22 protein-coding genes are annotated in these 16,868 nt (G+C 51.9%); 11 read left to right on the top strand and 11 right to left on the bottom strand.

Going from position 1 to position 16,868, the window contains the following annotated elements:
• Positions 1-44: 44 nt before the first annotated feature.
• The 4 genes from cgtA to rplU form a co-directional block, all read right to left on the bottom strand.
• The gene (cgtA, locus tag GN242_RS02365) at positions 45-1,226 is read right to left on the bottom strand and encodes an Obg family GTPase CgtA (RefSeq protein ID WP_154753134.1); all 1,182 of its coding nucleotides are present in this window, start codon (positions 1,224-1,226) and stop codon (positions 45-47) included.
• Positions 1,223-2,209 carry a DMT family transporter gene (locus GN242_RS02360; protein WP_154753213.1) on the bottom strand — a complete coding sequence of 329 codons (987 nt, stop codon included), beginning with the start codon at positions 2,207-2,209 and terminating at the stop codon, positions 1,223-1,225. Before GN242_RS02360 ends, cgtA begins: the two co-directional genes overlap by 4 nt.
• A gap of 113 nt (positions 2,210-2,322) precedes the next feature.
• A complete protein-coding gene (gene rpmA, locus GN242_RS02355) occupies positions 2,323-2,580 on the bottom strand; it encodes a 50S ribosomal protein L27 (protein WP_154753135.1) in 258 nt (85 codons plus the stop codon).
• A 15-nt stretch (positions 2,581-2,595) separates the two neighbouring features.
• Positions 2,596-2,907 (bottom strand): 50S ribosomal protein L21, encoded by a 312-nt coding sequence (gene rplU / locus GN242_RS02350; RefSeq protein WP_154753136.1) that lies wholly within the window; start codon positions 2,905-2,907, stop codon positions 2,596-2,598.
• Positions 2,908-3,166: 259 nt separating this feature from the next.
• On the opposite strand from rplU, the gene ispB reads away from it, so the two are divergent.
• Together ispB and GN242_RS02340 are read left to right on the top strand one after the other, a co-directional pair.
• Positions 3,167-4,141 (top strand): octaprenyl diphosphate synthase, encoded by a 975-nt coding sequence (ispB, locus tag GN242_RS02345; RefSeq protein ID WP_154753137.1) that lies wholly within the window; start codon positions 3,167-3,169, stop codon positions 4,139-4,141.
• 310 nt (positions 4,142-4,451) lie between these two features.
• Complete coding sequence (locus GN242_RS02340; RefSeq protein ID WP_154753138.1) at positions 4,452-4,712, top strand: helix-turn-helix domain-containing protein; 261 nt, start codon at positions 4,452-4,454, stop codon at positions 4,710-4,712.
• A 51-nt stretch (positions 4,713-4,763) separates the two neighbouring features.
• Here the strand turns inward: GN242_RS02340 and murA are convergent, their stop codons facing one another.
• From murA to mlaF, 7 genes are all read right to left on the bottom strand, one after another.
• Positions 4,764-6,026: a UDP-N-acetylglucosamine 1-carboxyvinyltransferase gene (gene murA, locus GN242_RS02335; protein ID WP_154753139.1), complete on the bottom strand. Its 1,263-nt coding sequence runs from the start codon at positions 6,024-6,026 to the stop codon at positions 4,764-4,766.
• Between the two features lie 79 nt (positions 6,027-6,105).
• Complete coding sequence (ibaG, locus tag GN242_RS02330; RefSeq protein ID WP_105593107.1) at positions 6,106-6,360, bottom strand: BolA family iron metabolism protein IbaG; 255 nt, start codon at positions 6,358-6,360, stop codon at positions 6,106-6,108.
• A gap of 228 nt (positions 6,361-6,588) precedes the next feature.
• Entirely contained in the window at positions 6,589-6,885 is a 297-nt protein-coding gene (mlaB, locus tag GN242_RS02325) for a lipid asymmetry maintenance protein MlaB (RefSeq protein ID WP_154753140.1), read from the bottom strand.
• On the bottom strand, positions 6,885-7,520 hold the full coding sequence (gene mlaC / locus GN242_RS02320; protein ID WP_154753141.1) for a phospholipid-binding protein MlaC: 636 nt from the start codon (positions 7,518-7,520) through the stop codon (positions 6,885-6,887). The genes mlaB and mlaC overlap by 1 nt, the downstream gene beginning before the upstream one ends.
• Positions 7,520-8,080, bottom strand: coding sequence for an outer membrane lipid asymmetry maintenance protein MlaD (gene mlaD, locus GN242_RS02315; protein WP_154753142.1), 561 nt, complete (start codon positions 8,078-8,080; stop codon positions 7,520-7,522). The genes mlaC and mlaD overlap by 1 nt, the downstream gene beginning before the upstream one ends.
• Positions 8,081-8,084: 4 nt before the next feature.
• Positions 8,085-8,867, bottom strand: a complete 783-nt coding sequence (gene mlaE, locus GN242_RS02310) for a lipid asymmetry maintenance ABC transporter permease subunit MlaE (protein WP_154753143.1) — start codon at positions 8,865-8,867, stop codon at positions 8,085-8,087.
• Positions 8,867-9,688 (bottom strand): phospholipid ABC transporter ATP-binding protein MlaF, encoded by an 822-nt coding sequence (gene mlaF / locus GN242_RS02305; protein WP_154753144.1) that lies wholly within the window; start codon positions 9,686-9,688, stop codon positions 8,867-8,869. The genes mlaE and mlaF overlap by 1 nt, the downstream gene beginning before the upstream one ends.
• 228 nt (positions 9,689-9,916) lie before the next feature.
• Between mlaF and GN242_RS02300 the strand changes: the two genes are divergently transcribed.
• The 9 genes from GN242_RS02300 to ptsN all read left to right on the top strand — a co-directional run bounded on the left by GN242_RS02300 (position 9,917) and on the right by ptsN (position 16,760).
• Positions 9,917-10,897: a calcium/sodium antiporter gene (locus GN242_RS02300; protein WP_154753145.1), complete on the top strand. Its 981-nt coding sequence runs from the start codon at positions 9,917-9,919 to the stop codon at positions 10,895-10,897.
• Positions 10,898-10,912: 15 nt separating this feature from the next.
• Entirely contained in the window at positions 10,913-11,899 is a 987-nt protein-coding gene (gene kdsD / locus GN242_RS02295; protein WP_154753146.1) for an arabinose-5-phosphate isomerase KdsD, read from the top strand.
• Between the two features lie 18 nt (positions 11,900-11,917).
• On the top strand, positions 11,918-12,484 hold the full coding sequence (gene kdsC, locus GN242_RS02290; protein WP_154753147.1) for a 3-deoxy-manno-octulosonate-8-phosphatase KdsC: 567 nt from the start codon (positions 11,918-11,920) through the stop codon (positions 12,482-12,484).
• Entirely contained in the window at positions 12,481-13,056 is a 576-nt protein-coding gene (gene lptC / locus GN242_RS02285) for an LPS export ABC transporter periplasmic protein LptC (protein WP_154753148.1), read from the top strand. The genes kdsC and lptC overlap by 4 nt, the downstream gene beginning before the upstream one ends.
• The gene (lptA, locus tag GN242_RS02280) at positions 13,028-13,576 is read left to right on the top strand and encodes a lipopolysaccharide ABC transporter substrate-binding protein LptA (RefSeq protein ID WP_154753149.1); all 549 of its coding nucleotides are present in this window, start codon (positions 13,028-13,030) and stop codon (positions 13,574-13,576) included. Before lptC ends, lptA begins: the two co-directional genes overlap by 29 nt.
• Positions 13,577-13,581: 5 nt before the next feature.
• Positions 13,582-14,307 carry an LPS export ABC transporter ATP-binding protein gene (gene lptB / locus GN242_RS02275; RefSeq protein WP_154753150.1) on the top strand — a complete coding sequence of 242 codons (726 nt, stop codon included), beginning with the start codon at positions 13,582-13,584 and terminating at the stop codon, positions 14,305-14,307.
• A gap of 48 nt (positions 14,308-14,355) precedes the next feature.
• Positions 14,356-15,789, top strand: coding sequence for an RNA polymerase factor sigma-54 (gene rpoN / locus GN242_RS02270; protein ID WP_154753151.1), 1,434 nt, complete (start codon positions 14,356-14,358; stop codon positions 15,787-15,789).
• A 22-nt stretch (positions 15,790-15,811) separates the two neighbouring features.
• A complete protein-coding gene (hpf, locus tag GN242_RS02265; RefSeq protein WP_133844107.1) occupies positions 15,812-16,099 on the top strand; it encodes a ribosome hibernation promoting factor in 288 nt (95 codons plus the stop codon).
• Between the two features lie 178 nt (positions 16,100-16,277).
• On the top strand, positions 16,278-16,760 hold the full coding sequence (gene ptsN / locus GN242_RS02260; RefSeq protein ID WP_154753152.1) for a PTS IIA-like nitrogen regulatory protein PtsN: 483 nt from the start codon (positions 16,278-16,280) through the stop codon (positions 16,758-16,760).
• The last annotated feature ends 108 nt before the right edge of the window (positions 16,761-16,868 follow it).

Genomic DNA, 16,868 nt, shown 5'->3' with positions numbered 1-16,868 from the left:
AAATGCAAAAAAGGACGCCAGTGGCGTCCTTTTTTTTGCGCGGATTAACGCTGATAGACGGTTTCGACACCTTCTTCGTCGTCTTCGTCCCAGTCATCATCCCAGTCGTCATCTTCATCTTCAACTTCAGGCTGAGTCTCTTCCAGCTGCTGACGATGATAGTCATCCCACATGAATTCGACTTTCTCTGGCTGCTTCGCTTCCAGTTCAGCTTCTTTCGGGTTGGCATTGATAAAGGACATCAGATCCCAGCACAGGGCATTCACGCCTGAGCGGTTTGCCGCAGAGATCAGATAATATTTTTCTGTCCAGCCCAGCGCGTCTGCAATAGCTTTAGCACGGGATGCAGCTTCTTCTTCATCCAGCAGGTCAACCTTGTTGAATACCAGCCAGCGAGGCTTCTGGAACAGCTTATCGCTGTATTTTTCCAGTTCACCGAGGATGATACGTGCGTTTTCAACCGGATCGCTCTCGTCAATTGGCGCAAGGTCGATGGTATGCAACAGCACGCGGCAGCGCTCAAGGTGTTTCAGGAAGCGAATACCCAGGCCAGCACCGTCCGAAGCCCCTTCAATCAGACCCGGAATGTCGGCAACCACAAAGCTCTGCTCGCTGTCCATACGCACCACGCCAAGGCTTGGCACCAGTGTGGTAAACGGATAGTCGGCTACTTTTGGTTTCGCCGCAGAAACCGCACGAATAAAGGTCGATTTACCGGCATTTGGCAACCCAAGCATACCGACATCAGCCAGCAGCATCAGCTCCAGTTGCAAATCGCGTTTCTCACCCGGCGTACCCATGGTTTTTTGACGCGGGGTACGGTTAACGGATGACTTGAAGCGGGTGTTGCCCAGCCCATGCCAGCCGCCTTTAGCGACCATCATCTGCTGCTGATGATGCGTCATATCACCGAGGGTTTCACCGGTGCCCTGGTCGATAATACGTGTTCCGACCGGTACTTTAACAATGATATCCACGCCGCGTTTACCGGTACAGTCACGGCTCTGGCCGTTCTGCCCGCGTTCCGCACGGAATGATTTTTCAAAGCGGTAGTCGATCAGGGTGTTGAGGTTTTCGTCAGCCTGCATATAAACATCGCCGCCATCACCACCATCACCACCGTCCGGACCACCACGAGGGATATATTTCTCACGACGGAAGCTCACGCAGCCATTACCGCCATCGCCAGCTACTACCAGGATCGTCGCTTCATCAACAAACTTCATTTTACTTCTCCGTCACTCATACGCCCGTGGCCCGATGCAGGTGGCACCGGAACGGGATTGCTCCGCCGTGGCCATAAGCGATGACCAATTGCGGAAAACATGGCGCCTGACACCACGACGATTGCTCCGACAAACCCTAGAGTATTGAGCTGCGGAATGGCAAAAAAGTCGGGCCAGCCAAACGATAAAAATTCTGAAAACAGCAGGGTAAACAGTGGCGTCAACGTCACAATTGCGCTGACCTGCGCCGCCTGCCAGCGCGCGTAGGCTTCCGCCAATGCGCCGTAACCCACCAGGGTATTCAGCGCACAAAAAATCAGACAACCCAGCTGCCAGCCATCCAGCTGCCATACCAGGTGGGTATGTGCTAAAGGCAGCAAGGCGACCGCACATAAAGTGTACAGCAAAAACAGGATTTGCTGCGAGCCGAGTCGACGCAGCAAAATTTTTTGCGTTACGCCGTACACCACCCACACCAGCGCCGCACTGACGCCAAGGATCACACCCCAGGTGTAATTGGTCAGACGGGTAAATATTTCCACCAGGCTGGTATTAAAAAACATCACCAGACCGCACAGCAGCATCGCAACACCGATAATCTGGCTGCCACGCATCTTCTCCTTCAGGATAAAGACGCTGGCGAGCATCATTCCCGGAGGGGCCAGCTGGGCAATCACCTGAGATGCTGTAGGGCTGAGGTACTGTAGGGAAGAACCAAACATTACAAAGTTGCCTACCAGTCCGGCTGTAGCGACGACTATCCACACCAGCCAGCGCGGATGCCGGAAGAATTCACGCGGCGGAAGCTGACGTTTTAGTGCCAGAATCGCACCAAGCCCTAAGGCGGCAAGAGAAAAACGGAAAAACACTACGGTGAACGGATCCATCACCTGCAATACCACTTTCATGGCAATAGGTAATGACCCCCAGCTCATAGCGGTAACCAGCGCAAGCGCAATGCCCATTCCTGCCTGCTGTTTCATCGCTAACATCGGTGTTCCCTGACAGAATGTAAAAAGCCCCGCAGTGTAGTGCGGGGCTTTTCTTTTCGCAGCAGTGAACGACCTGATGGCCGTTCCGCGGCACGAAAACCTAATTACTCAGCAACAATGCTGATGAATTTACGGTTGTTCGGGCCTTTAACTTCGAATTTGACCTTGCCGTCTGCAGTTGCAAACAGAGTGTGGTCACGACCGCAGCCTACGTTGGTGCCCGCGTGGAATTTGGTGCCACGCTGACGAACGATGATGCTACCAGCCAGAACAGATTCGCCGCCGAAACGTTTTACGCCCAGACGTTTTGCATTGGAGTCACGACCGTTACGGGTCGAACCACCAGCTTTCTTATGTGCCATTTGTCAGGTCTCCTGTTATGCGCTGATGCCAGTGATCTTCACATCAGTGAACCACTGACGGTGACCCTGCTGCTTACGGTAATGCTTACGACGACGGAACTTAACAATCTTAATTTTATCGCCACGACCGTGAGCGACGATTTCCGCCTTGATCACGCCACCTGAAACTAAAGGCGCGCCGATTTTAACGTCTTCGCCATTGGCAATCATCAGAACCTGGTCGAATTCAATTACTTCGCCGGTTGCGATGTCAAGCTTTTCCAGGCGAACGGTCTGACCTTCGCTTACTCGGTGTTGTTTACCACCACTTTGGAAAACAGCGTACATATAAACTCCGCTCTCGCGCTTGCCTTCTTTGATTTCAGGCTGCGCTATAAATATTCACAATAGGGCGCGAATTCTACGCAAATTCACAGGCAAAGACAAGTGTCTGATGCGCTCTATTGCAGAAAAAAAACGCAACGTGAATGGGGGCGTTTCACCGCCGCGTTTTTGAAGTACAATCTGTCATACATTTCATGCCACCGGCACGGGTAAAGGCGCTTATCATAGCAGCGAACTGACTGAGCGATAGCTGAACAGACTGATGAACTTAGAACAGATAAACGAACTCACCGCGCAAGATATGGCGGACGTCAATGCGACAATACTTGACCAGCTGAACTCGGATGTTTCTCTCATCAACCAGCTGGGCTACTACATTATTAGCGGCGGGGGTAAACGTATCCGCCCGATGATTGCTGTGCTGGCTGCACGCGCCATCAATAATTATCAGGGCAAACAACACATTACTGTGGCGGCGTTGATTGAATTTATTCACACCGCAACGCTGCTGCACGATGATGTCGTGGACGAATCAGATATGCGCAGGGGAAAAGCCACCGCAAATGCGGCGTTTGGCAATGCTGCCAGCGTACTGGTCGGCGATTTCATCTATACCCGCGCTTTTCAGATGATGACCAGCCTTGGCTCACTGAAAGTTCTGGCGCTGATGTCCGAAGCGGTCAATGTGATTGCGGAAGGGGAAGTGTTGCAGTTGATGAATTGTAACGACCCGGATATCACCGAAGAGAGCTATATGCGGGTGATTTACAGTAAAACCGCTCGCCTGTTCGAAGCGGCATCACAGTCTTCTGCCATTTTGGCAGGGGCCAGTGCTGAACAAGAGCAGGCTTTACAGGATTATGGCCGTTATATTGGCACAGCATTCCAGCTGATCGACGATTTGCTGGATTACAGCGCTGATGGCAAAACCCTGGGTAAAAACGTGGGCGATGACCTGAGCGAAGGAAAGCCAACGCTGCCGTTACTGCACGCTATGCGCAACGGTACGCCGGAACAGACCAGCATGATTCGCACCGCGATTGAACAAGGTAACGGTCGTCATTTACTGGAACCCGTTCTGGAAGCAATGCGTCAGTGTGGATCACTGAAGTGGACGCGCAATGCTGCGGAGAAAGAAGCCGATAAAGCCATCGCGGCCCTGAAAGTCCTGCCTGAATCCCCCTGGCGTAGCGCGCTGGAAGCCCTGGCGCACATGTCCGTTCAGCGTGAATTCTGAATCCTGAACTCATTAAGAAGCAGGGTACGCCCTGCTTTCTTGCCGCTGCATTACCTCTCCTGCCAAAGCCAGTTCTGCTTAATCCTTCCTGAAACAATTCCGGCACTTACCCGTCATTTTGCGCACCGTCCCGCAAAAACCAGCTAATTTCTAAAATTTATTGGAATTAAGTGGAAACTATTTGATATAAGTATTCTTGTTATAGCGGAATATAACAAGTTGCTTTATCAGGATAATACTGACAACAGGCTGGCATAAATTAGAAACCCTGCCCTCCTGTTTTCCAAAAGTGCCCATGGAGGATAAGCACATGAAACACCCCCTGCAAAATTGGCATCCAGCCGATATTATTGCCGCATTGCGCAAAAAAGGCACCAGTCTGGCCGCAGAGTCCCGTAAGGCAGGTTTAAGCTCATCCACGTTAGCCAACGCACTATGTCGCCCATGGCCTAAGGGGGAGTGGCTGATCGCCGATGCTCTGAACGTTCACCCGGCAGAGATCTGGCCAAGTCGCTATTACGATCCAGATACTCACCAGCTTATCGATCGTAAAAAACTTATCCGCAGTTAAAAAAAAAAGGGCCGGTATTCGCTACCGACCCTTCTTTTCATCGCGGGAAAATTACTCTTCGCCGCTAATGCGCTGGATATTTGCGCCAAGCGCTATCAGCTTATCTTCGATATGCTCATAACCGCGGTCAATATGATAGATACGATCGACGATAGTTGTGCCTTCAGCAATACAGCCTGCCAAAACAAGGCTGGCGGAAGCACGCAGATCGGTCGCCATCACCTGAGCACCAGAAAGCTTCTCAACGCCATGACAGATCAGCGTATTACTTTCGATTTCACCGTGTGCGCCCATACGTACCAGCTCAGGTACATGCATGAAACGGTTTTCGAAAATGGTCTCGGTAATGATGCCCGTACCTTCAGCCACCAGGTTTAACAGGCTGAACTGTGCCTGCATATCCGTTGGGAAACCAGGGTGCGGTGCGGTACGCAGGTTTACTGCTTTAGGTCGCTTGCCGTGCATATCCAGACTGATCCAGTCGCTACCCACTTCAATGTCAGCACCTGCTTCACGCAGTTTAGCCAGCACTGCGTCCAGGGTGTCCGGCTGTGCCGCACGGCAGACCACTTTACCGCCAGAGATCGCCGCCGCTACCAGGAAGGTGCCGGTTTCAATACGGTCAGGCAATACGCGGTACACACCACCACCCAGCCGTTCAACGCCCTCGATAGTAATACGGTCACTGCCTGCGCCTGTGATTTTCGCGCCCAGAGTGTTCAGGAAGTTTGCGGTATCGACAATTTCTGGCTCACGCGCAGCGTTCTCGATAATTGTCGTTCCGGTTGCAAGAGTCGCGGCGCTCATAATAGTCACGGTAGCGCCCACGCTGACCTTATCCATTACGATATGTGCGCCCTTCAGACGACCGTCTACGGATGCCTTCACATAGCCTTCTTCCAGCTTAATCTCTGCGCCAAGCTGCTCCAGACCCGTGATATGCAGGTCTACCGGGCGGGCACCGATGGCGCAACCGCCAGGCAGGGATACCTGGCCCTGACCAAAGCGCGCCACCAGCGGCCCCAGCGCCCAGATAGATGCACGCATCGTTTTCACCAGATCATACGGTGCACAGTAGATATTGACGCTACTGGCATCCAGATGCACGGAACCATTGCGTTCAGCCTTCACACCCAACTGACCGAGCAGTTTCATGGTGGTATCGATGTCCTTGAGTTTCGGGACATTCTGAATCTCTACCGGCTCTTCAGCCAGTAAAGCAGCGAACAGGATCGGTAATGCGGCATTTTTAGCCCCGGAAATTGTGACTTCACCACTCAGGCGGGTCGGACCCTGTACACGAAATTTATCCATTGCAACTGCTCTCTGTTGTCAGTCCAAAAATCTGCTGCTCAGTCCCTCACCACGCCGTACGTGGCGAAAACCAGGCAGCTTAAAAACCGTTTAGTTTACGGTCACGCGCCCACTCTTCAGGGGTATAAGTCTTGATAGAAACCGCATGAATACGGTTGTCAGCGATGTAAGCCATCAGCGGTGCATAGACCGTCTGCTGTTTTTTAACACGGCTCAGTTCGCCAAACAGTTCACCCACGGCAATAACCTGGAAATGGCTGCCATCACCAGTAACGTGGACTTCCTGCAACGGTAACGCGCTCATCAGCACGGACTGAATTTCACTATTTTCCATAATGCTTTCAAATTCACTTGATAATAAACAGGCACACATCTTAGTGGAATACGCCCCACTCTTAAACAAGCAAAAAATGCCTGCGGCAGTAGAAAAAGAGTAAATGAGAATGGATAGCAATACGAAGGAAAGAGATAAAAGGAACCGGCAAACCGGTTCCTGAAGTAAAAATGAGAAAACTCAAGGTGTTCCGCAGCCAGAGCAAGGCGCGATTGCGGGGACAGTTACTCAGTCTCGCCCGGTGATAATTTTTTGCAGGTTGTACAAAGTTATCAGCGAACTGAGTTTATCCGTGATACCGATAAACTGTGGCACCTTTCCCCGCTTAATCGCAATCTGACGCAGGTGAACCAGCAACGCAAGCCCACCGGAATCCACGCGCTCCAGCCCGGAAACATCGATGGTTTCAACCCACTGCATGACCGCATCGCGCTGCTGCCAGAGCGGCAGCAGCGTTTCACGTTCCAGTTCGCCGAAGAGACGCAGATTGTCCGTCTCTACCTCCCAACGCAGTTGATCGCTCATTACGATTGCTTATTCAGAGTAATAGACTGCTGGGAATAGGATTTCAGCTGCTCAGTCAGGCCATCAATCCCTTTTTTGCGCAGGGTGTCACTCCACTCATTCTGTTTAGTGGTGATCATACTGACACCTTCCGCAATCATGTCATAAGCCTGCCAGTGCTTGGTAACGCTGTTTTTACGCCACTGGAAGTCGAGCCGCACTGGCGGGCGGCCATTTGGGTCAATGATAGTCACACGAATGGCAATGATATTGGCATCACCCAGAGGCTGAGGCTGGGCAATCTGGTATGTCTGGCCGTTGTACATGGCCAGCGCCTGACCATATGCCTGCGCCAGGTAATCACCAAAAGCTTTAAAATAGGCGTCGCGCTGCGCCGGGGTGGCTTCTTTGTAGTAGCGGCCAAGAACGAGTGCACCCGCGTACTTGATCTGCACATAGGGCAGCAGCTCTTCACGAACGATCTGGCGCAGATAGTTAGGATCCTGCTTAATTTTAGGCTGTTCGCTTTTCAACCGATTAAAAGTTTTTGCTGCCGCTTCGTTCATTAATTTATAGGGATCGGTCTGATCCGCTGCTGCATTGGCAGCCAGTGGTGCGATAACCAGCATCGCCACCATCATTAAACGTTTAAACATTACTTGCCCTCTTCTGGAGTAGTCGCTGTCGGGGCGGGCGCTGAAGCTGGCTCGTCACCCGATGCAGATGAATTTTTATCTTTGTCGTCACCGTTGCCGCTTTTATACAGGAACTGCCCGATCAGATCTTCCAGCACCATGGCGGATTTAGTGTCCTGCAATGTGCTGCCATCTTTAAGTGTAGCGGTTCCCATTTCCGGGTCGTCAAAGCCGATATTCAGAGCGAGGAATTGCTCACCAAGCAGGCCGGAAGTGCGCACTGCCAGTGAGCTGGTATCAGGGATATTGTTATATTTTTCTTCAATATCCATGGTGACCTTTGGCGAGTAATTTTTCGGATCAAGAGTGATCTCTTCTACCCGACCAATAACCACACCACCTACTTTTACCGGAGAACCTGCTTTCAGGCCGCCGATATTGTCGAATGTGGCATACAGTTTCCAGGTCGGTTCATTGCCGAGTGACTTCAGGTCGGCAACGCGCAGACAGAGAAAAATAATCGCGCACAGCGCCAGCAGTAAGAAAGCGCCTACCCAAATTTCACTTTTTTTCGTTTGCATCGAATCAGTTCCCAAACATCAGTGCAGTAAGCACAAAATCCAGACCGAGCACTGCCAGTGAAGCATGTACTACGGTACGCGTCGTTGCCCGACTGATCCCTTCAGAGGTCGGGATGGCGTCATAGCCGTTAAACAGCGCAATCCAGGTCACGGTCACCGCAAACACGGCGCTCTTGATCACACAGTTAATAATATCGGTTCGCAAGTCGACCGCATTCTGCATTGCTGACCAGAAGAAACCAGGATCGATACCTTTCCAGCTAACGCCGACCAGCCCACCGCCGAGGATCCCCACTGCAACAAAAATCAGCGTGAGTAACGGCATGCTGATAAAACCGGCCCAGAAACGCGGTGAAATAATGCGCCGCAGGGGGTCAACCGCCATCATTTCCATACTGGAAAGCTGCTCGGTGGCTTTCATCAGGCCAATTTCAGCCGTCAGTGCCGAACCGGCGCGACCGGCAAACAGCAGCGCCGTAACAACCGGCCCCAGTTCCCGCAGCAGCGACAGCGCAACCATCATGCCAAGGCTGGTTTCGGCACTGTAAGTTTTCAGCACCAGGTAACCCTGCAAGCCAAGCACCATGCCGATAAACAGCCCGGAGACCACAATAATTAATAACGACAATACGCCAACGCTATAGAGCTGTCTGATCAGCAACGGCGCATGTTTTCGAAAACGGGGAATGCCAAACAAGGCATGGAATAACATCAGTCCTGCACGACCAAAAGATGCGCAGGTGTTAATTCCTGTCCGCCCGAGTGACGCCAGTGCGCGTAGAAACATTAGTCTGTCACCCTCCCTGAGCCGACTAAATCTTGCAGGTAATCTCCTGCCGGGAAACGGAATGGCACCGGCCCGTCAGCAATACCGTCGATAAACTGACGAACACGAGGATCATCATTGTCATTCAACTCTGGGGCCGTCCCCTGCGCGATCACTTTTTGATCGGCAATAATATACGCGTAGTCTGCAATACTCAGCACTTCAGGTACATCGTGAGAAACCACGATACAGGTAACGCCTAAAGCGTGATTAAGTTCGTCAATCAGCTTCACCAGCACGCCCATCGTAATGGGATCCTGCCCGACGAAGGGTTCATCGAACATGATTAAATCTGGCTCCAGCGCGATCGCACGGGCCAGAGCTGCACGCCTTGCCATCCCTCCTGAGAGTTCAGAGGGTTTCAGGTTGGCCGCGCCGCGTAATCCCACCGCCTCCAGCTTCATCATCACCGTGCTGTTAAGCAAAGGCTTCGGGAGCCGGGTGTGCTCACGCAGCGGCCATGCGACGTTGTCAAAGACGCTAAGATCGGTGAACAGAGCACCGGACTGAAACAGCATGCTCATTTTCTTGCGCGCTTCATACAACCTGGAACGCGAAAGTGCAGGGATATTCTCACCGTTGAACCAAATTTCACCGCTGTCAGGGGGAATTTGTCCGCCTATCAGACGTAACAACGTCGTTTTACCAATGCCGGATGGCCCCATGATAGCGGTGACTTTCCCTTTGGGCACCGTAAGCGAGATGTTATCGAAAATCAGCCGGTTGCCACGGGAGAAACTCACACCCCGGACATCCACCAGATTCGTCTCCGCCTGGCTCATAGTTACCTCGATCTTTATATAAAGGCGATTAATTTACTCCCGATAGTAACGTATTACCCTCCGGGGCGGGCATTTTTACAGAATCTTACCTCTGCGGCGTAGCTAAAGTTGGCATAAGTTTTACTTTTTGTCCTGAGACCGTCAAAATCACAGCCATAAAATTTTCCATACCTGCATTCGTTGTCGCCACCCGCCATCGATGATAATACCTGATCACAAGGACACTTCATGCTCGTCGCTACAGCACTACTGATTATCGGTTTAGTCTTACTGGTTTATGGAGCCGATCGTCTGGTGTTTAGCGCCGCTATTTTGTGTCGTTCCTTTGGTATCCCCCCGTTAATTATCGGGATGACCGTGGTGGGCATTGGCACCTCACTGCCCGAGCTGATCGTCTCGTTCTCTGCCGCCACTCACGGGCAGATGGACATCGCCGTCGGGACAGCGATGGGCTCGAATATTACCAATATTTTGCTGATATTGGGAGGCGCAGCGCTGCTACATCCCCTGACGGTGCATTCGAATCTGATCCGCCGTGAACTGCCGTTAATGCTGCTGGTCACGCTGCTATGCGGGGTGACACTCTTCGATAATGAACTGAGCCGCAACGATGGTCTGGGGTTAATCGCAATTGCCGCCGTTTATCTGCTGTTCATCATTAAAATTGCCCGGCAGGCTGAACGCGACAACAATGACTCATTGACCCGTGAACAGCTGGCCGAGCTGCCGCGTGACGATGTCGGCAACACGGTTGCTTTCCTGTGGCTGGCCGTTGCCTTGATTCTGCTGCCAATGTCAACGCGCATGGTGATCGATAATGCGACGGTGATTGCCGACTACTTCGGCGTCAGTGAGCTGGTGATTGGCCTGACCATCATTTCCGTAGGCACCAGCCTGCCCGAGCTGGCCACGGTTATCGCCGGTGCATTAAAAGGTGAAGATGATATCGCCGTCGGGAATTTAATTGGTTCAAACATTTATAATATTGCGATTGTGCTGGGTATCCCGGCACTGATTCATCCCGGTACGCTCGATACGGCGATCTTCGCCCGTGACTACTGGGTGATGCTGGGCGTCAGTGCGCTGTTTACACTCATCTGTTTGCAGCGCAGCCGCCGTATTGGTCGGCTGGCTGGCGCATTGTTGCTGTGTGGATTTATCGTTTGGGTGGGAATGCTGTATATGTTCCCCTCGGTGACCTTCTGGTAAAAGGACTGAACAATTATGGCGCATATCACTGCCGATTCCGACTTTGACTTTCAACAGGCCGGGATAGAAGTATTGCGAATTGAACGTGAAGGACTGGAGCATCTCGACCAATATATCAACGAAGATTTTAGCCGCGCCTGTAATCTTATCTATCGCTGCGGCGGGAAAGTAGTGGTTATGGGGATGGGTAAATCGGGGCATATCGGTAAAAAGATAGCCGCCACTTTTGCCAGCACCGGCACTCCATCGTTTTTTGTCCATCCGGCAGAAGCCAGCCACGGCGATCTGGGCATGGTCAGCCCGACAGATGTGGTGCTTGCCATATCTAACTCCGGCGAGTCTTCCGAAGTTTTAGCGCTTATCCCGGTACTCAAACGCCTGCGGGTGACGTTAATTTGCATCACCAGCCGTCCGGACAGCGCAATGGGCCGCGCAGCGGATGTTCATCTGTGTGTTAAAGTGCCGCAGGAAGCCTGTCCGTTAGGCCTGGCACCTACCACCAGCACCACGGCAACCCTGGTCATGGGAGATGCGCTGGCCGTCGCCCTGTTGAAGGCCCGGGGCTTTACTCAGGAAGATTTCGCTCTTTCCCATCCCGGCGGTGCGCTGGGGCGTAAGCTGCTGCTGCGCGTTGATGATATCATGCACTCTGGCAGCGAAATGCCACACGTAAGTCGTGATGCTTCACTGCGTGATGCGCTGCTGGAAATAACGCGTAAAAATATGGGAATGACGGTGATCTGCAACGATTTGATGAAAATCGAAGGCATCTTTACCGACGGTGACTTACGCCGCGTCTTCGATATGGGCATTGATATTCAGCATGCCGGCATCGAAAGCGTGATGACCCCAGGCGGTATCCGTGTCCGGCCAAATACGCTGGCAGTAGATGCGCTGAACCTGATGCAGAATAAAAATATTACCTCTGTCATGGTCGCAGATGGCGACACGCTGCTTGGCGTGGTGCATATGCATGACATGCTTCGTGCCGGTGTAGTTTAACAAAGGAAGTGATTAAAAATGAGTCATTCAGCAGCCACCGTAGAAACCTGTTACGGCCCGGTCAGTCAGCAGGTGATGGCACAAGCGCAGCAAATAAAACTGCTAATCTGCGATGTCGATGGCGTGATGTCGGACGGTGTGATCTACCAGGGTAATAATGGTGAAGAGCTAAAAGCATTCAACGTGCGTGATGGCTACGGCATTCGTTGCCTGCTTACCTCAGGGATTGAAGTGGCTATTATTACCGGCCGCAAAGCCAAATTGTTGGAAGATCGCTGCGTTACCTTAGGGATTACTCATCTTTACCAGGGCCAGACTGATAAGCTTTTGGCCTTCCGTGAACTTCTGGATACACTGTCAGTTAGTGCAGAGCAGGTTGCCTATATTGGCGATGACCTGATCGACTGGCCGGTGATGGCCGAAGTCGGCCTCAGTGTAACTGTGGCCGATGCGCACCCTGTATTACTTCCCCGAGCTGACTACGTTACCCGTATTGCGGGTGGTCGCGGCGCAGTACGGGAAATTTGCGATCTTATCTTGATTGCGCAGGGCAAGTTTGAAGAGGCCAAAGGGCAGTCTGTATGAGTAAAACAAGACGCTGGATGACGCTGATACTGGCTCTGATCGCCATTGTGCTGATTGGCTGGAATCTGACTGCGACCGATGATAACGACACCTCGGTTGCAAATGACGATAGTGAACCCACGTATATGAGTGATAACTCACATACGGTAGTTTATAACCCGACAGGGGCGCTGAGTTACAAGCTGGTTTCCGATAAGGTCACCTATTTTTCGACTGACGCCGTGAGCTGGTTCGATAACCCGGTGATGACCACTTACGATGAGAACAAAATTCCAACGTGGTCAGTGCGCAGTGATAAAGCCAAACTGACCAACGATCGTATGCTGTATCTCTACGGACATGTAGAAGTTAACAGCCTGACAAAGGACGCACAGCTGGAGCGGATCAAAACTGATAACGCTCAGATTAACCTGACCACTCAGGATGTGACCTCAGACGATCAGGTAACACTTTATGGCCGCAGCTTTAACTCTACAGGTATGAAGATGCGTGGGAATTTACGGAAGAAAACTGCCGAGTTGATTGAAAAGGTCAAAACATCTTATGAAATTCAAAATGAACAAAAGCCTTAAGCTACTGACTGCATCACTGTTGTTCGCCGTTAGCGTTCCTGCTTTGGCTTTAACCGGTGATTCAGATCAACCGGTTAACGTCGACTCGGAAAATCAGGCGCTGGACATGCAGGGCAACGTTGCCACTTTCACCGGTAAAGTCATCGTGACGCAGGGCACCATCAAAATCACAGCAGATAAAGTGGTTGTGACCCGTCCAGGCGGCGACAGTAATAAGACGATTGTCGATGCCTATGGTAATCCGGCAACGTTCTATCAGATGCAAGACAGCGGCAAACCCGTGCAGGGCCACGCTCAGAAGATGCACTATGAGCTGGCAAAAGATCTGGTTGAGTTAACCGGTAACGCCTACCTTGAGCAGCTGGACAGCAATGTGAAAGGCGACCGTATTACCTATCTGGTTAAAGAGCAGAAAATGCAGGCCTTTGGCAGCACCGGCAAGCGCGTGACCACCGTACTGGTACCGTCGCAGTTGCAGGACAAAGGTAAACCGTCAAACGGTCAGAAAAAGAGTAACTAACGAACATGGCAACCTTAATTGCGGAAAACCTTGCGAAGGCCTACAAAGGTCGCCGCGTGGTTGAAGATGTCAGCCTACAGGTCAAGTCTGGCGAAATCGTGGGTCTGCTTGGCCCGAACGGCGCAGGCAAAACAACCACATTCTATATGGTGGTGGGCATTGTGCCACGCGATGCCGGACGCATCGTGATTGACGATGACGACATCAGCATTTTGCCGCTGCATGCGCGCGCACGTCGCGGTATTGGCTATCTGCCCCAGGAAGCCTCTATTTTCCGCCGTCTGAGCGTTTACGATAACCTGATGGCGGTGCTGCAAATCCGTGAGGATTTAACCACGGAACAGCGTGAAGATCGCGCCAACGAGCTGCTGGAAGAGTTTCACATTGAGCATCTGCGCGACAGCCTCGGTCAGGCGCTTTCAGGCGGTGAACGTCGCCGTGTGGAGATTGCCCGTGCGCTGGCCGCCAACCCTAAGTTTATCCTGCTGGATGAGCCGTTTGCCGGGGTCGATCCGATTTCCGTTATTGATATTAAAAAGATTATTGAACACCTGCGTGATAGCGGCCTCGGCGTGCTGATCACTGACCATAACGTGCGTGAAACGCTGGCCGTTTGTGAACGTGCCTATATCGTCAGCCAGGGGCATCTGATCGCCCACGGCACGCCGGAAGAGATTCTGGCCGATGAACAAGTTAAGCGTGTCTATTTGGGCGAAGAGTTCAGACTCTGATAAGGTGTTCACATTCGGTAAGATTTCTGGGGAATTAATACTCTGAATATGAAGCAAGGTTTACAACTCAGGCTGAGTCAACAGCTTGCCATGACGCCACAACTGCAACAGGCCATCCGTCTGCTGCAACTCTCTACGCTTGAACTACAGCAGGAAATTCAGCTGGCGCTGGAAAGTAACCCGTTGCTTGAACAGACCGACATTCACGAAGAAGTTGATACCCGCGAATATCAGGAAACAGAAGCGCTGGATACCCGAGAAGCGCTGGAACAGAAGGACATGCCAGAGGAGCTGCCGCTCGATGCGACCTGGGATGAGATCTATACGGCTGGCACGCCTTCAGGCACGGGCACCGACTATCATGATGATGAGCTGCCTGTCTATCAGGGCGAAACAACGCAGACACTGCAAGACTATCTGATGTGGCAGGTTGAACTGACACCTTTTACCGACACCGACCGGGCGATTGCCACCTCCATTGTCGATGCCGTTGACGATACCGGCTACCTGACTGCCTCGCTGGAAGAGGTGCTGGAAAGCATGGGTAACGACGAGCTGACCATCGATGAAGTCGAGGCAGTGCTGAAACGCGTACAGCGTTTTGATCCCGTGGGGGTCTGCGCCCGCGATCTTCGCGACTGCCTGCTGGTACAACTGTCGCAGTTTGAGGACGATGTACCGCTGCTGAAAGAGGCACGCCTGATTGTCAGCGAACATCTCGACCTGCTGGCTAACCATGATTTCCGCAGCCTGATGCGCGTGACGCGCCTTAAAGAAGAGGTGCTGAAAGGGGCAATGCAGGTCATACAGACGCTTGATCCGCGCCCGGGCCAGTCAATCAACACTCAGGAACCGGAATATGTGATCCCGGATGTGTTGGTGCGCAAAGTCAGCAACCGCTGGGTCGTTGAGCTGAATGCAGACAGCGTTCCGCGCCTGAAGATCAACCAGCACTACGCCTCGCTGGGTTCAAGTTCGCGCAGCGACAGTGATTCACAGTTTATTCGTAGCAATTTGCAGGAAGCAAAGTGGCTGATCAAAAGTCTGGAAAGCCGTAATGACACGCTGCTGAAAGTGACGCGCTGTATCGTGGATCAACAACAGGCCTTTTTTGAACAGGGCGAAGAGTATATGCGCCCGATGGTGCTGGCGGATATTGCCAGTGCGGTAGAAATGCACGAATCTACGATCTCCCGCGTGACCACGCAGAAGTATCTGCACAGTCCACGTGGTATTTTTGAACTCAAATATTTTTTCTCCAGTCACGTCAACACCGAAGGGGGTGGCGAAGCTTCCTCCACGGCAATCCGTGCACTGGTGAAAAAGTTAATCTCGGCGGAGAATCCCGTCAAACCACTCAGCGACAGCAAGCTCACCTCTATGCTTTCCGAACAGGGAATTATGGTAGCGCGGCGTACTGTGGCAAAATACCGAGAGTCTTTATCCATCCCGCCATCAAACCAGCGCAAACAGCTGGTCTGACCGAACAGAGAAGGAAGACACTATGCAGCTTAATATCACTGGACAACACGTTGAAATTACCGAGCCACTGCGCGAGTTTGTGACAGCTAAATTTGCCAAACTGGAGCAATATTTTGACCGAATAAATCAGGTCTATATTGTTTTAAAGGTGGAGAAAGTGACGCAAATTGCGGATGCTACACTGCATGTGAATGGCGGGGAGCTGCATGCTACCTCGGAAGATAAAGACATGTACGCGGCGATTGACGGCCTGATCGACAAGCTGACACGCCAGTTAAATAAACATAAAGATAAGCTTAAACAACACTAAATCTCACGATGCGTTAGTGGCTTTTCAGCAGCCCGTTTCATCAGGGTTATGCTGATAGCATTATCGGCTCGTATTCTTCCGGGAATACGAGCCGATAATCACTATGGCATGTTAATCTCTTGATCAGAACGTCGGTGAAGAGCGTCCTGCCTGCGGAAGTGAAAAGTTAAGTGAAACTATGATGAACAATGATTTGAAACTGGAACTGGGCTCCGTGTTGAGCGTCTCATGTACCCGTAACGCTGTACATTGCCAGAGCAAAAAACGCGCGCTGGAAATTATCAGCGAACTTGCGGCGAAGCAGCTCAACCTCCCGCATCAGACAATTTTTGAAGCGATCCTGACGCGTGAAAGAATGGGCAGCACCGGTATCGGTAATGGCATTGCCATCCCGCACGGCAAGCTGGAAGAAGATACGCTACGTGCAGTGGGTGTCTTTATTCACCTTGATCAACCTATCGCGTTTGATGCCATTGATAATCAACCGGTGGATCTGTTGTTTGCCCTGCTGGTGCCAGCAGATCAGTGCAAAACACATCTTCACACACTCTCTCTGGTTGCCAAGCGGCTGGCGGATAAAACTGTCCTGCGACGCCTGCGCGCCGCACAAAGCGATGATGATCTTTACGAGATCATCACAGAAGATCACGAAGAGAGTTAATCAATTCTGTCACACTCCCAGAAACCGTGAAGTTGCAGCACCGCAGCATACGCCAGGCAGTTGCGGCTTCCGGTATCAAGGGAAAGCGGGTTAAATTGGGAGAATAGT

It is taken from the genome of Erwinia sorbitola (assembly GCF_009738185.1).
Classification (GTDB): Bacteria; Pseudomonadota; Gammaproteobacteria; order Enterobacterales; family Enterobacteriaceae; genus Erwinia; species Erwinia sorbitola.
This window is presented reverse-complemented; position numbering and strand designations above follow the sequence as displayed.

Coding starts and splice junctions, on each gene's coding strand:
- cgtA (WP_154753134.1), bottom strand. CDS start 1,226: ATGAAGTTTGTTGATGAAGCGACGATCCTGGTAGTAGCTGGCGATGGC.
- GN242_RS02360 (WP_154753213.1), bottom strand. CDS start 2,209: ATGAAACAGCAGGCAGGAATGGGCATTGCGCTTGCGCTGGTTACCGCT.
- rpmA (WP_154753135.1), bottom strand. CDS start 2,580: ATGGCACATAAGAAAGCTGGTGGTTCGACCCGTAACGGTCGTGACTCC.
- rplU (WP_154753136.1), bottom strand. CDS start 2,907: ATGTACGCTGTTTTCCAAAGTGGTGGTAAACAACACCGAGTAAGCGAA.
- ispB (WP_154753137.1), top strand. CDS start 3,167: ATGAACTTAGAACAGATAAACGAACTCACCGCGCAAGATATGGCGGAC.
- GN242_RS02340 (WP_154753138.1), top strand. CDS start 4,452: ATGAAACACCCCCTGCAAAATTGGCATCCAGCCGATATTATTGCCGCA.
- murA (WP_154753139.1), bottom strand. CDS start 6,026: ATGGATAAATTTCGTGTACAGGGTCCGACCCGCCTGAGTGGTGAAGTC.
- ibaG (WP_105593107.1), bottom strand. CDS start 6,360: ATGGAAAATAGTGAAATTCAGTCCGTGCTGATGAGCGCGTTACCGTTG.
- mlaB (WP_154753140.1), bottom strand. CDS start 6,885: ATGAGCGATCAACTGCGTTGGGAGGTAGAGACGGACAATCTGCGTCTC.
- mlaC (WP_154753141.1), bottom strand. CDS start 7,520: ATGTTTAAACGTTTAATGATGGTGGCGATGCTGGTTATCGCACCACTG.
- mlaD (WP_154753142.1), bottom strand. CDS start 8,080: ATGCAAACGAAAAAAAGTGAAATTTGGGTAGGCGCTTTCTTACTGCTG.
- mlaE (WP_154753143.1), bottom strand. CDS start 8,867: ATGTTTCTACGCGCACTGGCGTCACTCGGGCGGACAGGAATTAACACC.
- mlaF (WP_154753144.1), bottom strand. CDS start 9,688: ATGAGCCAGGCGGAGACGAATCTGGTGGATGTCCGGGGTGTGAGTTTC.
- GN242_RS02300 (WP_154753145.1), top strand. CDS start 9,917: ATGCTCGTCGCTACAGCACTACTGATTATCGGTTTAGTCTTACTGGTT.
- kdsD (WP_154753146.1), top strand. CDS start 10,913: ATGGCGCATATCACTGCCGATTCCGACTTTGACTTTCAACAGGCCGGG.
- kdsC (WP_154753147.1), top strand. CDS start 11,918: ATGAGTCATTCAGCAGCCACCGTAGAAACCTGTTACGGCCCGGTCAGT.
- lptC (WP_154753148.1), top strand. CDS start 12,481: ATGAGTAAAACAAGACGCTGGATGACGCTGATACTGGCTCTGATCGCC.
- lptA (WP_154753149.1), top strand. CDS start 13,028: ATGAAATTCAAAATGAACAAAAGCCTTAAGCTACTGACTGCATCACTG.
- lptB (WP_154753150.1), top strand. CDS start 13,582: ATGGCAACCTTAATTGCGGAAAACCTTGCGAAGGCCTACAAAGGTCGC.
- rpoN (WP_154753151.1), top strand. CDS start 14,356: ATGAAGCAAGGTTTACAACTCAGGCTGAGTCAACAGCTTGCCATGACG.
- hpf (WP_133844107.1), top strand. CDS start 15,812: ATGCAGCTTAATATCACTGGACAACACGTTGAAATTACCGAGCCACTG.
- ptsN (WP_154753152.1), top strand. CDS start 16,278: ATGATGAACAATGATTTGAAACTGGAACTGGGCTCCGTGTTGAGCGTC.